This window comes from Corynebacterium sp. HMSC072A04, from assembly GCF_001809235.1.
In the GTDB taxonomy this organism is placed as follows: Bacteria; Actinomycetota; Actinomycetes; order Mycobacteriales; family Mycobacteriaceae; genus Corynebacterium; species Corynebacterium hiratae.
This window is the reverse complement of the sequence record NZ_KV796804.1, coordinates 110306-127778: the sequence shown is the minus strand read 5'-3', so window position 1 is coordinate 127778 and position 17473 is coordinate 110306. Positions and strand designations below refer to the sequence as shown.

Here is a 17473-nt window from a genome sequence, read left to right as displayed (position 1 = left end):
ACTTTAGGTGGACAGAAATATTTACTTATGCAAACGGGGCAGGCGGCCTGGGAAAGGTGCCTGCCCCGTGCGTGATGGAGCGGAAGCTTTTAGTTCGCTGCCGCCTTGATGAACTCGGCGATACCAGCGAGCTCCTCCTCGCCGCGGTCAATGACCGCAGCAGAGGTAAACAGCCCGTGGTGGTAGCCCAGAAGGTGCTTGTGCGTGACGTCGACGCCTGCCTTGGCCAGCTTCCCGGCATACTCGATGCCCTCGTCCGCCAGCGGATCGTTATCCACCGTGATAACGAGTGACGGGGGCAGGCCCTCCGGCAGCTCGTGCAGCAGCGGGGAGAGATCCTTCGCCGTGCGCTGCGATTCCTCCGTAACGAAGGTATCGATGAACCAGCGCATGGTGTCAGAGGCCAGCGGGAAGCCCTCTTCCAGGCGCTTGTAGGAGGCACCGTTCTCGGTTCGCTCGCGGGAGCAATCCGTGATCGGGTAGAGCAGGATCTGGGAGCTGAGCTTGGCGACGCCCTCCTCACCCACGAACTCGTTCGCCATCACGGCGGCGAGCTGGCCACCGGCCGAGTCGCCAGCCACCGCGATGGAGGTCACGGTCAGGCCATGCTCAGCCGAGGAGTCGGACAACCAGCGGTAGGCAGCGCGGCAATCGTCGATAGCAGCCGGGTAGGTGTGCTCCGGGGCAAGGCGATAGTCCACCGCAACGACCGGGAGACCAGTCAGCACCGCGATACGGCGTACCGAGGAGTGGTGGGTCTCTAGGTTGCCCATGAGCCAGCCGCCGCCGTGCATGTAGAGCACCGCTGGGGTCTCCTGGCCGCGCTCCGCCTCCGGGCGGGGGTCGTAGAGGCGAACCTGGAAGTCCTCGACCTGGAAATCCGTGGTCGCGGGTTCCTTCTCCTCGTGGAGCGGGTTGGCGTGGGCCGAGGCTACGTAGTTCTCACGCACCTGCGGGATGGGGAAGTTATGGAAGGACTTCGCCCCACCATCGCGGAAAGGTTTCAGCGCCTTCCACGCATCCTCAGTGACGGGACGCCCGGAAAATTCGTCGTGCAGAGTGTGCATTGTGAACTACCTCCTAGACCAGCTCGTAGTCATTGAGCTCGAGCTTGTCGGTCAGCTCGTAGTACTCAGCAACGTTGCCGGACCAGTTGTTGATGACGCGGCCTTCTTCGTTCTTGTACCAGGAGGAGCAGTCAGCGGAGAACGCAGATTCCTCGAGTTCCTTCTGGATGCGGGTGTTGAACTCGTCGATGACGTTCTTCTTCACGTCGAGGGCTGCCTCCGGGTTCTCGCGCAGGTAAGCAACGGCCTGGGAGATGTAGCGGTCCTGTGCCTCGAGCATGGCCACCACGGAGTGGTGGTTGAGGTTGGTGTTCGGGCCATAGAGCATGAAGAAGTTCGGGAAGCCGTCCACGGTCATGCCCAGGTAAGCCTCCGGGGAGTTACCCCAGCGTTCGCGCAGGTCGACGCCATCGCGGCCAGCAATCGGCAAATCACCCTGGAACTCCTGGGAGTGGAAGCCGGTGGCGTAGATGACCACGTCAAAGTCGTGCTCGGCTCCGTCATCGGTGCGGATGCCGGTCTCGGTGAACTTCTCGATGCCAGCGGTGATGAGCTCTACGTTGTCACGGTTGAAGGTGGGGTAGAAGTTATCGGAGCGCAGGATGCGCTTGCAGCCGAAGGCGAAGTTCGGGGTGAGCTTCTCAACCAGCTCCGGGTCGTTGACCTGGGAGCGCAGGTGCTCCATGGCCTGCTCAACACCCTCGGCAGCGGAATCGGTGCCCTTGCGGGTGCGGTCGAATCCTTCCTCGCGAACCTCGTGGATCTCCTGGCGGATGGCGCGGTAGGAATCCGGGTTCTCCTTGAACTCCTTGAGCTCTTCCTCGGTGAAGATGACCTGGTTGCGCGGCAGGATGTAGTTAGCGGAGCGCTGGAACACGGAGAGCTTCTCCGCAACCTCGGCGACCTCCGGAACCAGCTGAACTGCAGAAGCTGCATTGCCGATGACGGCAACCTTCTTGCCGGCCAGGTCGACGTCGTGGTTCCACTCAGCGGAGTGGAACTGCACGCCCTGGAAAGCCTCGCGGTTCGGGAAGTTCGGGATCTTCGGCTTGGAGAGCTGGCCCCACGCGCCGACGAAGACGCGGCCGTAGTAGGTCTCGCCGTTGGCCTCGATCTCCCATGCCTTGAGGTCTTCCTTCCACTCGGCGCGGGTGATGCGGTGGTTGAACTTGATGTGATCGTAGAGGTTGAATTCCTCGGCGAGAGCCTTGAGGTAGCCCTGCATCTCGTCCTGGCCGGCGAACATGCGGGAGACGCCGAGGTTGAGGAAGTAGGAGTAGCAGTAGATGAGAGCCTGGGTATCGCAAGCAGCACCCGGGTAGGTGTTGTCGCGCCAGACTCCGCCGACCTCATCGGCAGCCTCGAGAATGAGGAAGTCCTTCTGCTCGTCGCGGACCAGCTGGGCGCCCATGCCCAGTCCGCCGTAGCCGGTGCCGAGGATGATGCAATCGTAGATCTTCATGGTGGTGTGTCTCCTTTAAGTCGGTGGTGGTTCGGGTTAGTTTGCGCGGATGGCTTCGGCCAGGACCTGGAGGCCGTCGCGCAGGGTGGACTCGTTGATGACCAGCGGCGGCAGGAGGCGGATGACGTTGCCGTCCAGGCCGCAGGTGAGGATGAGCACGCCCTGCTCGCGGCAGGTCTTGGCCACCTTGGCGGTGAGGTCAGCGTTCGGCTGGTTGTTGTCGTCGACCAGCTCGATGGCGATCATGGCGCCGCGGCCACGGACCTCGGCGACGGTGGTGAGCTCAAGCAGCGGCTCCAGCTCTTCGCGGATGATGGCCTCGATCTCGCGGGCGCGGGAAGCCAGATCCAGCTCCTCCATCTCCTCGAAGGCTGCCAGGGAAGCAGCACAGGCCACCGGGTTACCGGCGTAGGTGCCACCCAGGGAGCCCGGGTCCGGGGCATCCATGATTTCTGCACGACCGGTCACGGCGGACAGCGGCATGCCGCCGCCCACGCCCTTGGCGGTGGTGATGAGGTCCGGGATGATGCCCTCGTCATCGCAGGCGAACCAGGAACCAGTGCGGCAGATGCCGGCCTGGATCTCATCGGCGATGAAGACGACGCCGTTGTCGGTGCACCATTCCTGCAGTGCCGGGAGGAAGCCCTTGGCCGGCTCGACGAAGCCGCCCTCGCCCTGCACCGGCTCGATGATGACGGCAGCCAGCTCCTCGGTGCCGACGTACTGCTCGATGTAGCGCAGGGTGCGCGCTGCAGCCTGCTTGCCGTCGAGGCCGTCGCGCAGCGGGTAGGACATCGGCGCGCGGTAGATATCAGCGGCCAGGGTGCCAAAGCCCTGCTTGTAGGGCTTGTTCTTGGCGGTCATGGTCATGGTGAGGTTGGTGCGGCCGTGGAAGGCGCCGTCGAAGACCACGACGCGGTTCTTGCCGGTGTAGCGGCGAGCGATTTTGATGGCGTTCTCCACTGCCTCAGCACCGGTGGAGAAGAGGCAGGTCTTCTTCTCGTGGGTGCCCGGGGTCAGCTCGTTGAGCTTCTTGCAGACATCAATGAAGCCCTGGTACGGAGCGTTGAGGAAGCAGGTGTGGGTGAGGTGGCTGGCGGCCTCGGCGACGGCCTTGGCAACGCGCTGGTTGGAAGCGCCGACGGAGGTCACGGCGATGCCGGATGCGAAGTCGACGATGGTGTTGCCGTCGACGTCGACAAGCACGCCACCGTCACCGTCGGTGATGTAGGAGGGGTAGCCCGGGATGACGCCAGCGGCGACGTCTGCTTCACGGGTGGCATTCAGCTCCTGGCTGTGGGGGCCAGGGATTGCGGTGGAGACATTCCGCTCCTGGGGGAGGCGGTGCTTGAGATCCTGCATGCTGTCTGCTCCTTAATACTCGGAATTTTTTTATGACGTGGGTCATTCTGGCGGCTAGACTTCCGAAGGGCCATAGACAATCTGGTGAAAGAATGGTGAGAAATTGTCCACATTGGATAAGGGGGTAGCTGCCGGGCTGGAAGAGGGAAACGTTTCTCTCAGATGGTTGGCTAGCCAACCCGATCTGGGGATTGACGTGCTGCACGATTGTGGGCGGCCGTTTTCCGTTATGCACCCCTGTGAACTGCGCGATCCCCGCGAGTTTGTGGGCTCGGGGGCCGTCATCCTGCTCACTGGTATGGCCTTTGAGGGGCAACCCGATCAGCTAGTGGAGTACGTTCGCAGGGTGGCAGAGGGGGGAGTGACGGGGGTGGGCTTCGGCGTTGGTTTAGCCTTCGCTGAGGTCCCACCCGGCATGGTGGAGGCCGCCCGGGGCTGCGATATTTCACTCTTCACGGTGGCGCGGCGCGTGCCTTTCGTCTCGGTGCTCGCGCGTTTGCACGACGAGTTGCAGCGCCAGCGGGAGGAAGGCTTGGAGCTCTTCATTGCTCAGCAGGGCGCGCTCAACGACGCCGCCGTGTCCGGCCTCGACGCCCTCGTGGATAAAACCAGCCGCCTGCTGGGCGCGCATACCTGCCTAGTGGATAAGGATGGGCGGGTTTTCGCGCAGTCGAGCCACCCCGGGCTCCCGCCGGTGGAGTGGGGCCCGGTAATCACGGATACCCGCGCCCAGAATTTCTATGCCGCGCGCCGCGTGGGCGGGTGGAATGTCTTGGCCCAGCGCTTGGCCGATCACGGTGCGCGCTCCTTCGGGCTGCTGGCGGTGGCGCGTGAGAGTTTCGGTGTGAACGAGCGCGCGCTGCTCAAGCAGGCCGCCGGCCTGGCGGAGCTTACCGTGAAGCGCCCGCAGGAATTACGGCGCACCCAAAACGAACTCAACTCCATGGCGATGGCCATTCAGTTGGGTATGGACCAGCCGGAGGATCCCATGCGCCGCATCTTCCGGCTCGTGGGTGATGCGCAGGGCCGCGTGCGTCCGGTCTTGGTGAAATCGGAGGGCGAGCGCGCCCACCAGCGCTTCCTCCACGCCTTGGACGCCCGCCTGCAGGATCACGGGCGCTTGCTTTTCGAATACACGCTGGATAAATCCTCTAGCCTCCTGCTTTTCAGAGGAAGCCGCACAATGAAGAACCTGCAGGACTTGTTGCGCGATATCCGCGGTAGCAAGCGCATCGTCGTGGGCCAGCCCATGCCGTGGGCCGAGCTGGGCGTGGGCATTGTCCGCGAACTAGAGTCCTTCGCTTTCGGGCTTCAGCCCGGGATGTTGGCGGGGCCAGAATCGCGGACGTTGAGCTGGACTAGGGATCCCAGGGTCAAGGGCGCGGTGCACAACCGGGCCGAAGAAACCTGGGGCAAGGTGCGCGCTCACGACGCGGAGCACGGCACCGAGTTGGCGGAAACCCTGGAGGTCTACCTGCGTGCGGGCGGGCACGTGAGCCGAACCGCTGAGGAGCTTCAATCACACCGGCACACCGTGCGCAAGCGCATCGCGGACTTGGAGGATCTCCTCGAGGTGGACCTCAAGGACCCGCTCGTGGCGGCGGAGCTACTGATTCTCGGAGTGAGTGTTACGGACTGAAGCCCTAAGAGTCGATGCTGAGTAAGAGGAGTTCCGCACGGGTGACGGGATTGCTCAGGTCCACCCCGCAGAGGTTTTCTACCTTGTCTAGCCGGGCGCGCACCGTGTGGCGGTGAACGCCCAGCTCCGCCGCAGCGGTGGCCAAGTTGGCGTTGCCCACGAGGAAGGCGCGCAAGGTAGCGAGCAGCTCGGTGTTGCGCTGCACGTCGTGGGCGGCCAAGCGGCTGACCGTGGCCGCGCGCCGGGCGCCGAGGGCCTCCGAGACGCCGGGTTCCGCCAGCCAGGTAGGCGCAGCAGAATCAAAGGCTGCTACGGTGCCAAGGGGCAGGCTGCGCGCATGGCTTTGAAGAGAAGACAGCAGTGCTGGGTTCAGCTCCTGCCACGCAACACCCCGAAGGGCGGAGACGCGAAGGTAGCGCGACTGTTTCTTGAACAGGTGTGAGGTTGCGGTTCCCGGAGGAAGCATGAGAAGTGCAGAATCCTGTTCCGGGCGGACGAAGCTGTGCGGCTCGGTCTTGCCGATCTCACTCACTGTGCGCGCGAGGCGCGACGGGGTCGAAGCCGTGACATAGAGAACATCCACGAGATCGTGGCTATCAATCAAGTGAAAGGCCGCGTGCAGGGCGGGGGAGTCAACGCCGGCGAGCTGGGCATCAAGCGCTAGCGCCCCGAGAATAGCGTGGTTATTGCCATCGGGGTGATCAAGCAGCAGGCTGGCTAGACCCGAAAGATGCCGGATGAGCGCGCGCGAATAAGAATCGAACTTCTCCGTGCGCCTGGCGGCGACGGCCCAACGCCGGCCCGCGGAGCCGAAGGTGCTGGTGATGGTGGCACCTGTGCTTGTCGACGTCCCCGTGCCCCGCCCCGTCTGCTCCGCGGCCTCCACCGCGGCGCTGGCTGCGCTGAGCTGCTCCGCATCTCTCTGGCTGAGCACCGCTCCGGAGGAACTAGCTACCGCTACAGCGGCGCTGAGTTGATTGCTCGCCTCATCGATGAGCGCTTGGATGCCCGACACAGCTGCGTGATTGAGGCGCTCTTGTTGGCGGTGGAAGGTGAAGTGCGCATTGTTTTCGAGGCGGGCCTGTTCCTGGGCTACCGCAGTAGTGATGGACACGAAGCGGGTGGCGCGCGGAATCTCAAAAAGGGTGAGGTGGTGCTGGGAACAAGCACGGGTCAGTACGGGTGGTACCTCGGCGAAGGCGAGTCCGGTACCGAAACCAATGCCGTGTACCCCGGCTGCGGCGAGAGCAGCGGCATAGTGCTCGAAGCCTTCCGGGTCGTCGCGGAAAACGAGCCCCAGAGTGAGCATGAGCGCGCCGGGGGAGGTGAACTCGGTGGGGTCTGCGAGCTCGGAGGCGTGGATGGTGCTGAATGAAGCGCTGCCGGCGACGATGCTTCGCAGGTTCAATGAGCGCTGGTTGAGAAGCCAGCGGAAGGAAATCTCACGCATGGTGGACAGAGTACACAGCTGTGGGCAGAAAATTTATACACCCTGTCCATAGTGGTGTCAGGGTGGTAGGGGCCACACTAAGTGGCATCCTATTCATCCGAACACAAAAGGAAGACCATGCAGGAACTTCAGTACCACATTGAGCAGTCCCGCCACCTGGGCCAGCAGGTCCCGGGCCCGAAGAGTGCCGCCTTGGATGAGCGTCGTAAGAATGCCCTCCCCGCGGGTATGGCGCCCTCGCTTCCGGGCTACGTGGTGGATGCCGATGGCGGCATTCTTGCCGACGCCGACGGCAACCGCTTCATCGATCTCGCTTCCGGCATCGCCGTGACTTCCGCTGGTGCCTCGAACCCGGCCGTCGTGGCTGCGGTGCAGGAAGCTGTTGCACACTTCACCCACACCTCCTTCACCATTTCCCCGTACGAGTCCTACGTGGCCGTGGCAGAAAAGCTCAACGAGGTCACCCCGGGCGATCACCCGAAGAAGACCGCGCTGTTCAACTCCGGTGCGGAGGCCGTCGAGAATGCCGTGAAGATTGCCCGTAACTACACCGGCAAGCGCGGCGTTGTCGTCATGGACCGCGCCTTCCATGGACGCACCAACCTGACCATGGCGATGACCGCCAAGCAGTCGCCCTACAAGAATGGCTTCGGTCCCTTCGCACCGGAGATTTACCGTGCACCGATGTCCTACCCGCTGCGTGACGGCCTGAGCGGCGCCGAAGCTGCCAAGAAGACCATCACCATGATTGAGCAGGAAGTCGGCGCAGCCAACCTGGCCTGCGTTGTCGCTGAGCCGATCCAGGGCGAGGGCGGCTTCGTCGTTCCGGCGGAGGGCTACCTCGCAGCAATCCAGAAGTGGTGCAACGACAACGACGTGGTCTTCATCGTCGACGAGATCCAGGCAGGCATGATGCGCACCGGTACCTGGTTCGCCTCCGATCATGAGGGCATCGTTCCGGACATGGTGACCATCGCGAAGGGCATTGCCTCCGGCATGCCGCTGTCCGCAGTGACCGGCCGTGCAGAAATCATGGATGCTCCGCAGCCGGGGGGCCTGGGCGGTACCTACACGGGTAACCCGGTGGCTTGTGCTGCTGCGCTGGCAACCTTCAAGGAATTCGAGGAGAAGGACTTCGGTGCACGTGCCCAGAACCTGGAGAAGATTGCCCGTGAGGAGCTGGAACCCATCCTGGGCGATGAGCGCGTAGCAGAGTTCCGCGGCCGCGGCGCCATGCTCGCCCTCGAATTCGTCACCGCTGAGGGTGAGCCGGATGCTGAGCTGGTGCACAAGATTGTCGACGCCGCCAAGGCCGAGGGCGTGCTCATGCTCACCTGCGGCCTCGACCACAACGTCATCCGCTTCCTGCCCTCCCTGGCTATCCCGGAAGACCTGTGGCGTGAGGCGCTGCAGGTCGTCGTCAAGCAGTTCAACGAGTACAAGTAGTTCACTCTTTCGCTCACCCGGTTCTTTCCGGGTGAGCTCCTGTTTTATTAGTCCTTAGTTATCGGAGAAGTCTTTGTCCAACAACATTTCTGTGCCGCAGAAGGATGAGTCCACGGCGGAGTTCAAACCCGCGCTGTCCTTCGTGCAGGGCATCGCCCTCATCTTCGGCACCAACATCGGTGCTGGTGTCCTCTCTATTCCTTATGCTGCCCGCAACGGAGGGTTCCTCGCACTCGTTATCGCTTTGCTGATAGCAGGCACCCTCACGACCATTTCCATGCTGTACGTGGCGGAGACAGCCATGCGCACCAAGGCGCCGCTGCAGGTTTCCGGATTGGCGGAGCATTACCTAGGGCAGTGGGGCCGCTGGTTGGTTTTCGTGGCCATCATCGTCAACGGCATCGGTGCGCTGATTGCCTATGCTGCTGGTTCGGGTGACTTGATCAACAACATCTTCGGGTTGCCGCCGCTTCTGGGCACGTTAATCTTCTTTGGGTTTGGCTCATGGGTGATGTACCGCGGTCTGCACACCACTGGTGCCACTGAGGGGGCCATCACTGCCGGTATGGCGATCATTATCGCGGTGCTGTGTGGATGGACAATCCTGGGACCGGGTATCAAGGCTGAGAACCTGCTGGTTCTTCATCCCTTCTTCATTGTCCCGATTCTGAACCTCGCGGTGTTCTCCTTCCTGGCACAGTACGTGGTTCCGGAACTGGTGCAGGGCATGGACCCAGCCAAGCCACAGCAGACCGCGCGGGCAATTGTGCTCGGCATGGTGGTGACGGGCTTTACCTTGGCGTTGGTTCCTTTTGCCGCCCTTGGTCTGCTTGGCATGGAGGTCACCGAGGTGGTGACCATTGCCTGGGGTGAGGCACTGGGTCCGGTGGCCTACTACTTGGCCAATATCTTTGCGCTGGCGGCCATGCTGACGTCGTTCTTGGCGATTGGTTTTACCACCATGCGCAACGTCCTCGACATCTTCCACTGGGAAGGCGTGAAGGGACAGCGCATCGTGGCAGTGGCGCTGACGGTTGTTCCGCCATTGGTGATTTCCATTGCTGGCCTCGGCGGTTTCGTTGCGGCATTGTCCTATGCCGGTGGCTTCGCAGGCGCCATCATGTCCGTCATCCCGGTGATGCTGCTGCACGCCTCCCGTAAGAAGGGCGACCGCGACCCGGGCTGGAACGTGGGCGGACTCGCTCACCCGGTAATCCAAGGAACCATCATCGTGGTTTATGTCTTGGCCTTCATCTACTCGATCATTTCCATCCTCGGGTTGGTGCCGGCAGGCTGGGCTTAGAGCCAGCTTTAGATGCGGCACTTTTAGACGCGACGAACTCGCCTAGTTGCCAAAGTTCGGGCCAGATCTTGAGTCAGGAGCGAGGGTTTTGGCAGAACGGGCAGTTTCGGCCCGGACCTGGTTCCAGATCGCGCCGAAAACACGAAAAGGCTGGGCTGCTCCCCGTATCAAGGAGCGGCCCAGCCTTTCGGCGTGCGGCCTAGGTTTGCAACCTGGGTTATGGCCTAGAAGATGCCGTGCTTATGAAGCGCCTCGTCATCGGAGGGGACCTCAGAAATGGCATCCCACATTTCGACGAGCTTGCCGTCCTCGACGCGCCACAGTTCGCAATAGGAATGGCGCGCACCAGCGATGCTGCCTTCGGAATGGGTCAGAACGAACTGTCCTTGTGCAACCGTGCGGTGGATGCGCTCATACTCTAGACCTTCGCCATCCTCCTGCAGCTTGGTGAGGAAATCGACACAGTTCTGAGCGCCATCGGCGATATCAGGGGAGTGCTGGGCAAACTGATCATCACGGGTGTTGTCGATGAAGCCGGAGTAATCAGCGCCGATGAGCGAGCGGGTGAAGAACTCGATGACGAACTCTCGGTTCTGCTCGGTGAGGCTCTCATCACCGATCTCGGTAGCGCCATCGAGCTGTGTGCGGCCGCTTGCGTTCGGTTCTGCCAGGGGAACGAGGTTGTCCCAGTGCTCGACAATCTTGTCGCCCTCGACGCGGTAAATATCGAAACCGACGAAGGGCTCATCCTCGATGCCGTCGAAGCGACCATGCAAAGCGACGAGGCCGTTGGCTTCGTCGGCAATCACCCGGGCGTTGGTGTACTTCAGACCCTCGCCCAGATCCGTGACAAACTTCTTGAGACCTTCTGCATCATTAGCGATGAGGGGAGAGTGCTCCACGAAGTTGTCGGCGAAGTGCTTGTCCAGGACGGAGGTATCGTGGCCGTCGAAAAGCGCGGTGTGGACCTCGAGAACGAAGTTTCCTAGTGACGTCATGGGATCTCCTTAGTTGGCCACGAAGTAGGTGCGCTTGTTGACAAACTCATCCATGCCGTAGGGGCCCAGCTCGCGGCCGTAACCGGAGTTCTTCACACCACCGAAGGGGACCTCGGCGCCCTCCGCCGCGTAGGTGTTGACGTTGGACATGCCGACCTCCAGGCGCTGGGCAATCTTCTCAGCGCGCTCGACGTCCTTGGAGAAGACGCAACCGCCCAGGCCGTACTGGGTGTCGTTGGCCAGCTCGAGAGCCTCGTCGTCGCTGCTGACCTTGAACACGGTCGCCACGGGGCCGAAGAGTTCTTCGTAGTAGACATCAGAGCCAACCGGGACATCGGTCAGCACCGCGGGGCTGAAGTAGGAAGACTTCTCATCCGCAAGCTCACCGCCGACGTGCAGGGTGGCGCCGGCGGCCACGATGCGGTCGATCTGATCCTTGAGGTTTTCTGCCGCGCTGCGCGAAGACAACGGGGTGTAGACGGTTTCGGAAGCCTCCTGCGGGGTACCAGGCTTCATAGCCTTTGCGAGCTCGACCAGCTCAGCGACGAACTCGTCGTAGATATCGTCCATCACGATCAGGCGCTTGTTGGAGTTACACGCCTGGCCGGTGTTGTACATGCGGGTCTCCCACGCGTCCTTGGCTGCCTGCTTGACGTCATCGGTGTCGAGGATGACGTACGGGTCGGAGCCACCGAGCTCCAGTACTGCCTTCTTGAGGTTCTTCGCAGCCAGAGAGCCCACCGCAGCACCAGCGCGTTCGGAGCCGGTGAGGGACACACCGCGCAGCTCCTTGTGCTCGATGATCTTCTCTGCCTGCTCGTGGGTAGCGAAGACGTTGGTGTAGACGCCCTTGGGAACACCGGCATCATCCATGATCTTCTGGATGGCAAGCGCGGAGCGCGGGCAGATGGTGGCGTGCTTCAAGACGATGGTGTTGCCCAGCATCAGGTTCGGGGCGGCGAAGCGCGCGACCTGGTAGTAGGGGAAGTTCCACGGCATGATGCCCAGCAGAGCGCCGATGGGGCGGCGCTGAATGTAGCCCTTGCCGTCCATCTCGACGGGGATTTCCTCGTCGGCGGCGAACTTGGGGCCGTTGTCGGCGTAGTAGCTAAAGATAGCGCCGCTGAACTCAGCCTCCTCGACGCCCTCGGAGATCGGCTTGCCCATTTCGGTAGCGATGATCTCTGCGAGCTCATCCTTGCGCTCTTCGAAGAGCTCGGCAACGCGCGTGACTACCTTGGCGCGCTCCTCGATCGGGGTCTCGCGCCAGCTGAGGAATGCCTCGTGCGCGGAGTCGACAGCGGCCAGGACCTCCTGGTCAGTAGCGTGATCAAAAGTCTCGAGAACCTCACCGGTAGCGGGGTTTTCTACGCGAAATCCGGACATTGCTTCATCCTCCAATGATTGAAGTGTGTATGGGTTGCGCCCCATTATGGGGTTGTATGTGACTTATTGCAAGGTTCTTGCGTTTTATGTCATTTGTCTCAGTATGGGCTTATGGGGCACTTGGGCTGAGGGGGTGAAAGGAGGAGGCCACCTAGCCCCGCCAAGGCTGAATGCCCGCGCGGCGCCAGGCCTCCAAGAACTGGGTGGTCTCGGCTTCATCGGTGATGGACACGCGCACGCCTTCGTCGAGGTAGCGGCGGATGACCACGCCTTCATCAAGCATCTTCGTCTCCACCTCCGCGGCATCCGCGCGCGGCAGCCAGACGAAGTTGCCGTAGGATTTCTCGGCTCCCAGCTCCGCGCAGACGCGGTCGCGTTGTGCTTTGGTGATCTCGACGGCGTCGTCAAGCTCGTCGTGGCGCTTGAGCACCTCCACAGCGGCAGTTTCTGCCATGGCGGTCACCGTCAAAGGCAAGGAGAGCAGCTGCAGCGCGTTGATGATTTCCGGTCCTGCCACCGCGTAGCCCACGCGCATGCCGGCCAGACCCCATGCTTTGGAGAAGGTGCGCACGCCGAGCAGATTGGGGTAGCGCTGGTATTCCTCGACTGAATCTGGGGTATCGGGGGCGTCGTTGTACTCCCAGTAGGCCTCATCCAGCAGGACCACGACATCCTCGGGCACCCGGTCCATGAAGGCTCGGAATTCACCGCGCGTGATGACGGTGCCCGTCGGGTTGTTGGGGTTGCACAGGATGATGAGCTTGGTCTTCTCCGTCAGGGCGGCAAGGACTGCCTCCAAATCGACGCGGTAATCCTCCGTGAGCGGGACCAGAATCGGTTCCGCGCCGGCCATGCGCACGTAGAGGGGGTAAGCCTCAAAGCTGCGCCAGGGCACGATGACCTCATCGCCGGTGTGGCAGGCAGCCAAGATGGTGGCCTGCAGGATGGGCGTGGAGCCCGCTGAGACGAAGATGTGATCCGCCGGAACGCCTAGGTAATTGCACAAGGCATTGGTGAGTTCCAGGCTGCCGGGCTGCTGGTAGCGGTTGGTGGTGCGGGCGGCGTCGGCAACCGCGGCAATGATGTCCTCGGCAGGCGGGAAGGGGACCTCATTGGAGGAGAGTTTCAAGGCATTGGGGAAATCCTTGCCTACCTTGTACTCGGGGAAGCTTGAGAGATCACTACGAAGCATAATCACGTCCTTTCTAAATCATGTCCCAGATGGTCACGGCCATAATCAGCAGGCCCATGCCGAAGACGAAGTAGTTCCACGGGTCATTGCGGAATTTCTTGTACACGTCCAGTTTCTTGAACATATACACCGGAACCAGGTAGACGATGAACGCCACGAAGACACCGGAGACAACCGAAATCATGGAAATGATGGAGGGGTTAAAGATCGCCACGAGCGTGGTGCACACGAAGGCGATGAGATAAATGATGTTGAGCAGCGTGCGGTGCGAGACCTTCTCCGCCAGCTTCGGCGCAGCGTTCTTCAACAGGTACTCCGTGCCTTCTTCGGTACCGAGCATGTGGCCGAAGTAGGAGGAGACGATGGCGCAGATGACCACGATGGGGGCCATGTAAGCCATGAACGGAGTGCCAGTGACGTTGGCGAAGTAGGAGAGCACCGGGATGTTTTGCTCGAGGGCCTCATTCATGCCGTCGGCGCCGAGTGCGAGGACGCAGGACCACACGAAGAACATAGTGAAGACGACGAGCAGGATAGCGGTGTAGAACTCCGTGCGGGAAACGCGCTTCTCGGTCTTCTCGCCGTACTGCGGCTGCATGTCGATGGCGAACTGCGACAGCGCCGCCATGTGGGAGAAGGAGAAGACCAGCACCGGCAGGATGAGGAAGATGCCCTTGATGATGCCGCCGTAGCCATTCGAGCCGTCATCGAAATGGATGAAGCTCTGGAGGTCCCAGCGTGGGATGAGGTAGATGGAGGTGACGGCCAGGGCGATAATCAGCGGGTAGACCAGCACCTGGGCCAGCCAGATCATCGGCTTGCGGCCGATGGCGAAGGCGCCGGTCATCACGCCCACGCAGAGCATGGCCAGCAGCCACCGGTCGAGCGACGGGCCACCCAGCTGGTTGACAATGAAGCTATCCACCGCGTTGGTGATGGAGACACCGTAGATGAGGACGGTGGAAAAGACCGTGATCCAGTACAGCACCGCGAAGACGATTCCTTGGCCTTTGCCCAGATACTGGGAGACCAACTCGAGGATGTCCTTGCCGTGGTCCTCTTTGGGCGCGCCCGCAACAATCCGCGCGTAGGTGCGGTGTGAAAAGTACACCAGCGGGAAAATGAAGACCGTGGCGAAGACCAGCGGCCAGAACCCGAAACCGCCGGCATTCAGCGGTAGGAAGAGGATGCCAGCACCCACGGCGGTGCCGAAGAGCGTAATGATCCACGATGCAGTGGAGGCAGCGGGGCGCTGCTTGGCGACGACCCCATCGCCCACAATGTGCTCGCCTTCCTTCAGCTGGCTAGCGGGTACGGCGTTCGAAGTTGGAGGAGTATGTGTCGTGCTCATGGTGAGCCTCCTTTAGCTGGTGGACGTTTCGCTGGTGTGCACAACAGCGGAGGGTGGGATAGGCAGGGAATGTGCCTGGTCGGTGATGACGTTGAGAAGCGCTGGTACGCCGTCCTCGGCGATGGCGCGCAGGGCGCGGGCCACGGCCTCCGGTACCTGGGCGTCATCAGTGATGAGCTCGCCGTGGGCACCGAAGCCGCGGGCAACCGCCGCGAAATCCGGGTTTACAAGCTGCGTGCCGGAAACGCGGTCGGGGAAGTGCTTCTTCTGGTGATCGCGGATGGTTCCGAACTCGCCGTTGGACATGACGATGATGAGAAAAGGCGCACCGTACTGCAGCGCGGTAGCCAGCTCCTGACCGTTCATGAGGTATTCGCCGTCCCCGGCAACGGTGACAACGGTGCGCTCCGGGAACTGCAGCTTGGTGGCCACTGCGGCCGGGATGGAATAGCCCATCGAGCCGTTGCGCACGCTGAACTGCGAGGGATAGACCTGCGAGCGCAGGAACTGCTGGGCCCAGATGCAGTGGTTGCCGGCGCCGAAGGTGTAGATGGAATCCGTCGGCAGCTGCTCATGCAGCGCGGCGAAGACGGCCTCCATGTGGGCGGTGCCCTCCTTGCCCGGGCGGTAGTCCGCGGGGTCGGGGAGCGTGGCGAAGTCGAGGTGGTTCGCGTGCGCGGTATCAAACCACTCGCCGCGTGTGTCCTTGCCCTCGACGCTTAGGCGATCCAGGGTGTGAGCGAAGGCCACGGGGCTCGCCACAATGTGTTCTACCAGCGCCACCGAGTGGCCTCGCAGGCTGGTATCGGGGTTGATGGCGATGTTGCGTTCCTGCGGTGACTGGCGCAAGGTGTAACCGTCGGTAGGAACATCACCGAGAACGGCACCGACTTCGATGACGAGGGAGGCAGCTTCCAAAAGTTGCGCCGCGCGTGGGTCGCGCCCATAGCCGAGCCAGCCGGCGTTGGCGGGGGAGTCGAAAGGTACACGGTCAGCGGCGCGGAAGTCTTGAATGATCGGGATGCGGTGCTCTTCGGCGAAGCGAGTGATCTTTTCAGCGGCCTCCGGGGTCCAGCGCGGACCGCCGGCAAAAATGAGTGGTCGCTCTGCGCGGCTCAGCTCGCGGGAGAGGAGGTCCAGGTGATCGTCGGAAAGCGCGCCTTCCGACACCGGGATGGGTGGGTGGATGCTGCCGGTGAACTCCTGGTGGAGAATATCCTCCGGCAGGCCCACGATGACGGGGCCGGGGCGGCCCTGCTGGGCTTGGAAGAAAGCTTCGGCCACGACGCGGGAGGCGCGCGACGGATCGTCGAGGACAAAGACCTGCTTGGCCTGGGTGCCGAACCACGCCTTGGGATCGAACTCCTGGAAGGACTCGCGGTCACGATCCGAGATGGGGATAAGGCCAACGAAGAGAACGAGCGGGGTGGCATCCTGCCAGGCGGTGTGGATGCCCACGTAGGCGTTGGCTGCGCCGGGGCCGCGCGTCACCATGGCGACGCCGGGCTGTCCGGTGGCTTTGCCATGGGCTTCGGCCATGTAGGTGGCACCGCCTTCGTGGCGGGTGACGATGGCCTTCACGGGGGAATCGTAGAGGCCGTCGAGCACGGGCAGGAAGCTTTCGCCGGGCACGAGGAAAGCGCGGGTGACGTTGTGCGCGGCGAGGGATTCGGCAATGGCGGCGCCGACGTGTGACATGGAAACCTCCCTGGGGTTGTTGTGGTAGTGGTCTCATTATTCTTTGGTGATGTCATGTTGTCTAATGTCGAAAAAGCTGGAAAGTCATACCCTCAAGGCATTGGTAGTGGTAGAAGTAAGGGAATGGACATGGTGAAGGCCAAATATTTCCTTGCGGTCGCCGAAGCTGGCACGGTGACTGCCGCCGCGGAGCGCCTGGGCATTACCCAGCCGGCGCTGAGCCGGCAGCTGCGGCGCTTTGAAAAGGAGCTGGACCTGGAGCTTTTCGTGCGGGCCGGTTCCGCACTGGCGCTCAGCGACGCGGCACACGCTCTCATTCCGACGTGCCGCCGCCTCCTCGCCGAATCCGCGCGCGCCGGGCAGGCGGTGGAGGCACTCCGCGCGGGCAGTATCCCGGCGCTGCGCGTGGCTGCTACGCCGACGACGATTTCGACTCTGCTTGCGCCCTTTATCGAGGCCGCTGGCTCGACTATCCCACTGCTCACCACGACCCCGGTTACGCACTACGACGTCTTCGACGCGCTGGAAGGCTCCGCCGACGTGGTGATTGCCACCATCCCGCCGGGCAATGACGTGGCCTCATTGGCGTTGGGCACGATTCCGGTGCGCGCCTGGGTGCTGCCGACGCACCCATTGGCGCTGGAGTGCGCGGGTTCGACCAGCGTGGACGTTAAAAGGTTATTGCAAGAAAAGGTGGCTCTGCCTTCGCGTCGCAGCGTGTCCCGTGGGGTGGTGGATTCCTTCGTGGGCACGGCTGGCTGCGCCTTGGGCTCGCACGTCGAGTGCGATGACACCGCAACCTTGAGCGCCTTGGCCCGCTCGGGCCGGGCCGTGGCCTTGATGACAGAACTGCAGCCGGCGCGGCTGGTGGGCTTCGACGTGGTCGATGGTGAACGGACTCTGGGCGGTGTGCCGCTGGTGGCGGCGTGGTCCCCGGGGCACTTCGCGGGGCAGGAAATTGCGCAGATTGCTGAGCGCTTCCGTAGTTTTATTGCGGGGTCGCTTCGCTGAGATGGTTTTCTTAGTGCTGGGCGCTTCGTTTCGCAGTGGATAACTGCCCCAGTTGCCAAACTTCTGGGCAGATCCTGAGGCGGGCTCAGGTGGTGAATGCATCTATAC

At 62.4% G+C, this 17473-nt stretch carries 13 protein-coding genes; 4 read left to right on the top strand and 9 right to left on the bottom strand.

Going from position 1 to position 17473, the window contains the following annotated elements; translation table 11 throughout:
* Positions 1–89 precede the first annotated feature (89 nt).
* Genes HMPREF2565_RS09920 through gabT (HMPREF2565_RS09910) form a run of 3 tightly spaced genes read right to left on the bottom strand, consistent with a single transcriptional unit; the run spans position 90 to position 3891 of the window.
* On the bottom strand, positions 90–1067 hold the full coding sequence (locus tag HMPREF2565_RS09920) for an alpha/beta hydrolase (RefSeq protein WP_070701103.1): 978 nt from the start codon (positions 1065–1067) through the stop codon (positions 90–92).
* Positions 1068–1080: 13 nt separating this feature from the next.
* Positions 1081–2529, bottom strand: a complete 1449-nt coding sequence (locus tag HMPREF2565_RS09915) for a flavin-containing monooxygenase (protein ID WP_070512309.1) — start codon at positions 2527–2529, stop codon at positions 1081–1083.
* Positions 2530–2565: 36 nt separating this feature from the next.
* The gene (gene gabT, locus HMPREF2565_RS09910) at positions 2566–3891 is read right to left on the bottom strand and encodes a 4-aminobutyrate--2-oxoglutarate transaminase (RefSeq protein ID WP_070701101.1); all 1326 of its coding nucleotides are present in this window, start codon (positions 3889–3891) and stop codon (positions 2566–2568) included.
* A gap of 166 nt (positions 3892–4057) precedes the next feature.
* Between gabT (HMPREF2565_RS09910) and HMPREF2565_RS09905 the strand changes: the two genes are divergently transcribed.
* Positions 4058–5530, top strand: coding sequence for a helix-turn-helix domain-containing protein (locus HMPREF2565_RS09905; RefSeq protein ID WP_246819140.1), 1473 nt, complete (start codon positions 4058–4060; stop codon positions 5528–5530).
* A gap of 4 nt (positions 5531–5534) precedes the next feature.
* Here the strand turns inward: HMPREF2565_RS09905 and HMPREF2565_RS09900 are convergent, their stop codons facing one another.
* The gene (locus HMPREF2565_RS09900; protein WP_071407263.1) at positions 5535–6980 is read right to left on the bottom strand and encodes a PucR family transcriptional regulator; all 1446 of its coding nucleotides are present in this window, start codon (positions 6978–6980) and stop codon (positions 5535–5537) included.
* Between the two features lie 117 nt (positions 6981–7097).
* On the opposite strand from HMPREF2565_RS09900, the gene gabT (HMPREF2565_RS09895) reads away from it, so the two are divergent.
* Together gabT (HMPREF2565_RS09895) and HMPREF2565_RS09890 are read left to right on the top strand one after the other, a co-directional pair.
* Positions 7098–8426, top strand: a complete 1329-nt coding sequence (gabT, locus tag HMPREF2565_RS09895) for a 4-aminobutyrate--2-oxoglutarate transaminase (RefSeq protein WP_071407262.1) — start codon at positions 7098–7100, stop codon at positions 8424–8426.
* Positions 8427–8499: 73 nt separating this feature from the next.
* A complete protein-coding gene (locus HMPREF2565_RS09890) occupies positions 8500–9729 on the top strand; it encodes an aromatic amino acid transport family protein (RefSeq protein WP_070680731.1) in 1230 nt (409 codons plus the stop codon).
* A 224-nt stretch (positions 9730–9953) separates the two neighbouring features.
* Here HMPREF2565_RS09890 and HMPREF2565_RS09885 read toward each other — a convergent pair whose 3' ends face one another.
* The 5 genes from HMPREF2565_RS09885 to HMPREF2565_RS09865 form a co-directional block, all read right to left on the bottom strand.
* On the bottom strand, positions 9954–10727 hold the full coding sequence (locus tag HMPREF2565_RS09885) for a nuclear transport factor 2 family protein (RefSeq protein ID WP_046647723.1): 774 nt from the start codon (positions 10725–10727) through the stop codon (positions 9954–9956).
* 9 nt (positions 10728–10736) lie between these two features.
* The gene (locus HMPREF2565_RS09880; protein WP_049156035.1) at positions 10737–12113 is read right to left on the bottom strand and encodes an NAD-dependent succinate-semialdehyde dehydrogenase; all 1377 of its coding nucleotides are present in this window, start codon (positions 12111–12113) and stop codon (positions 10737–10739) included.
* 151 nt (positions 12114–12264) lie between these two features.
* Positions 12265–13305, bottom strand: coding sequence for a histidinol-phosphate transaminase (locus tag HMPREF2565_RS09875; RefSeq protein WP_071407261.1), 1041 nt, complete (start codon positions 13303–13305; stop codon positions 12265–12267).
* Positions 13306–13318: 13 nt separating this feature from the next.
* A complete protein-coding gene (locus HMPREF2565_RS09870) occupies positions 13319–14656 on the bottom strand; it encodes an aromatic amino acid transport family protein (RefSeq protein ID WP_070545229.1) in 1338 nt (445 codons plus the stop codon).
* 12 nt (positions 14657–14668) lie between these two features.
* The gene (locus HMPREF2565_RS09865; protein WP_070545226.1) at positions 14669–16354 is read right to left on the bottom strand and encodes a thiamine pyrophosphate-dependent enzyme; all 1686 of its coding nucleotides are present in this window, start codon (positions 16352–16354) and stop codon (positions 14669–14671) included.
* Between the two features lie 129 nt (positions 16355–16483).
* On the opposite strand from HMPREF2565_RS09865, the gene HMPREF2565_RS09860 reads away from it, so the two are divergent.
* On the top strand, positions 16484–17365 hold the full coding sequence (locus tag HMPREF2565_RS09860; protein ID WP_246818616.1) for a LysR family transcriptional regulator: 882 nt from the start codon (positions 16484–16486) through the stop codon (positions 17363–17365).
* Positions 17366–17473 lie beyond the last annotated feature (108 nt).

What these genes read in the sequence shown, in the direction of transcription:
- HMPREF2565_RS09865 (WP_070545226.1), bottom strand. Translation starts at nt 16,354, where the DNA reads ATGTCACACGTCGGCGCCGCCATTGCCGAATCCCTCGCCGCGCACAAC.
- gabT (WP_070701101.1), bottom strand. Translation starts at nt 3,891, where the DNA reads ATGCAGGATCTCAAGCACCGCCTCCCCCAGGAGCGGAATGTCTCCACC.
- HMPREF2565_RS09875 (WP_071407261.1), bottom strand. Translation starts at nt 13,305, where the DNA reads ATGCTTCGTAGTGATCTCTCAAGCTTCCCCGAGTACAAGGTAGGCAAG.
- HMPREF2565_RS09860 (WP_246818616.1), top strand. Translation starts at nt 16,484, where the DNA reads ATGGTGAAGGCCAAATATTTCCTTGCGGTCGCCGAAGCTGGCACGGTG.
- HMPREF2565_RS09885 (WP_046647723.1), bottom strand. Translation starts at nt 10,727, where the DNA reads ATGACGTCACTAGGAAACTTCGTTCTCGAGGTCCACACCGCGCTTTTC.
- HMPREF2565_RS09880 (WP_049156035.1), bottom strand. Translation starts at nt 12,113, where the DNA reads ATGTCCGGATTTCGCGTAGAAAACCCCGCTACCGGTGAGGTTCTCGAG.
- HMPREF2565_RS09915 (WP_070512309.1), bottom strand. Translation starts at nt 2,529, where the DNA reads ATGAAGATCTACGATTGCATCATCCTCGGCACCGGCTACGGCGGACTG.
- HMPREF2565_RS09900 (WP_071407263.1), bottom strand. Translation starts at nt 6,980, where the DNA reads ATGCGTGAGATTTCCTTCCGCTGGCTTCTCAACCAGCGCTCATTGAAC.
- gabT (WP_071407262.1), top strand. Translation starts at nt 7,098, where the DNA reads ATGCAGGAACTTCAGTACCACATTGAGCAGTCCCGCCACCTGGGCCAG.
- HMPREF2565_RS09870 (WP_070545229.1), bottom strand. Translation starts at nt 14,656, where the DNA reads ATGAGCACGACACATACTCCTCCAACTTCGAACGCCGTACCCGCTAGC.
- HMPREF2565_RS09920 (WP_070701103.1), bottom strand. Translation starts at nt 1,067, where the DNA reads ATGCACACTCTGCACGACGAATTTTCCGGGCGTCCCGTCACTGAGGAT.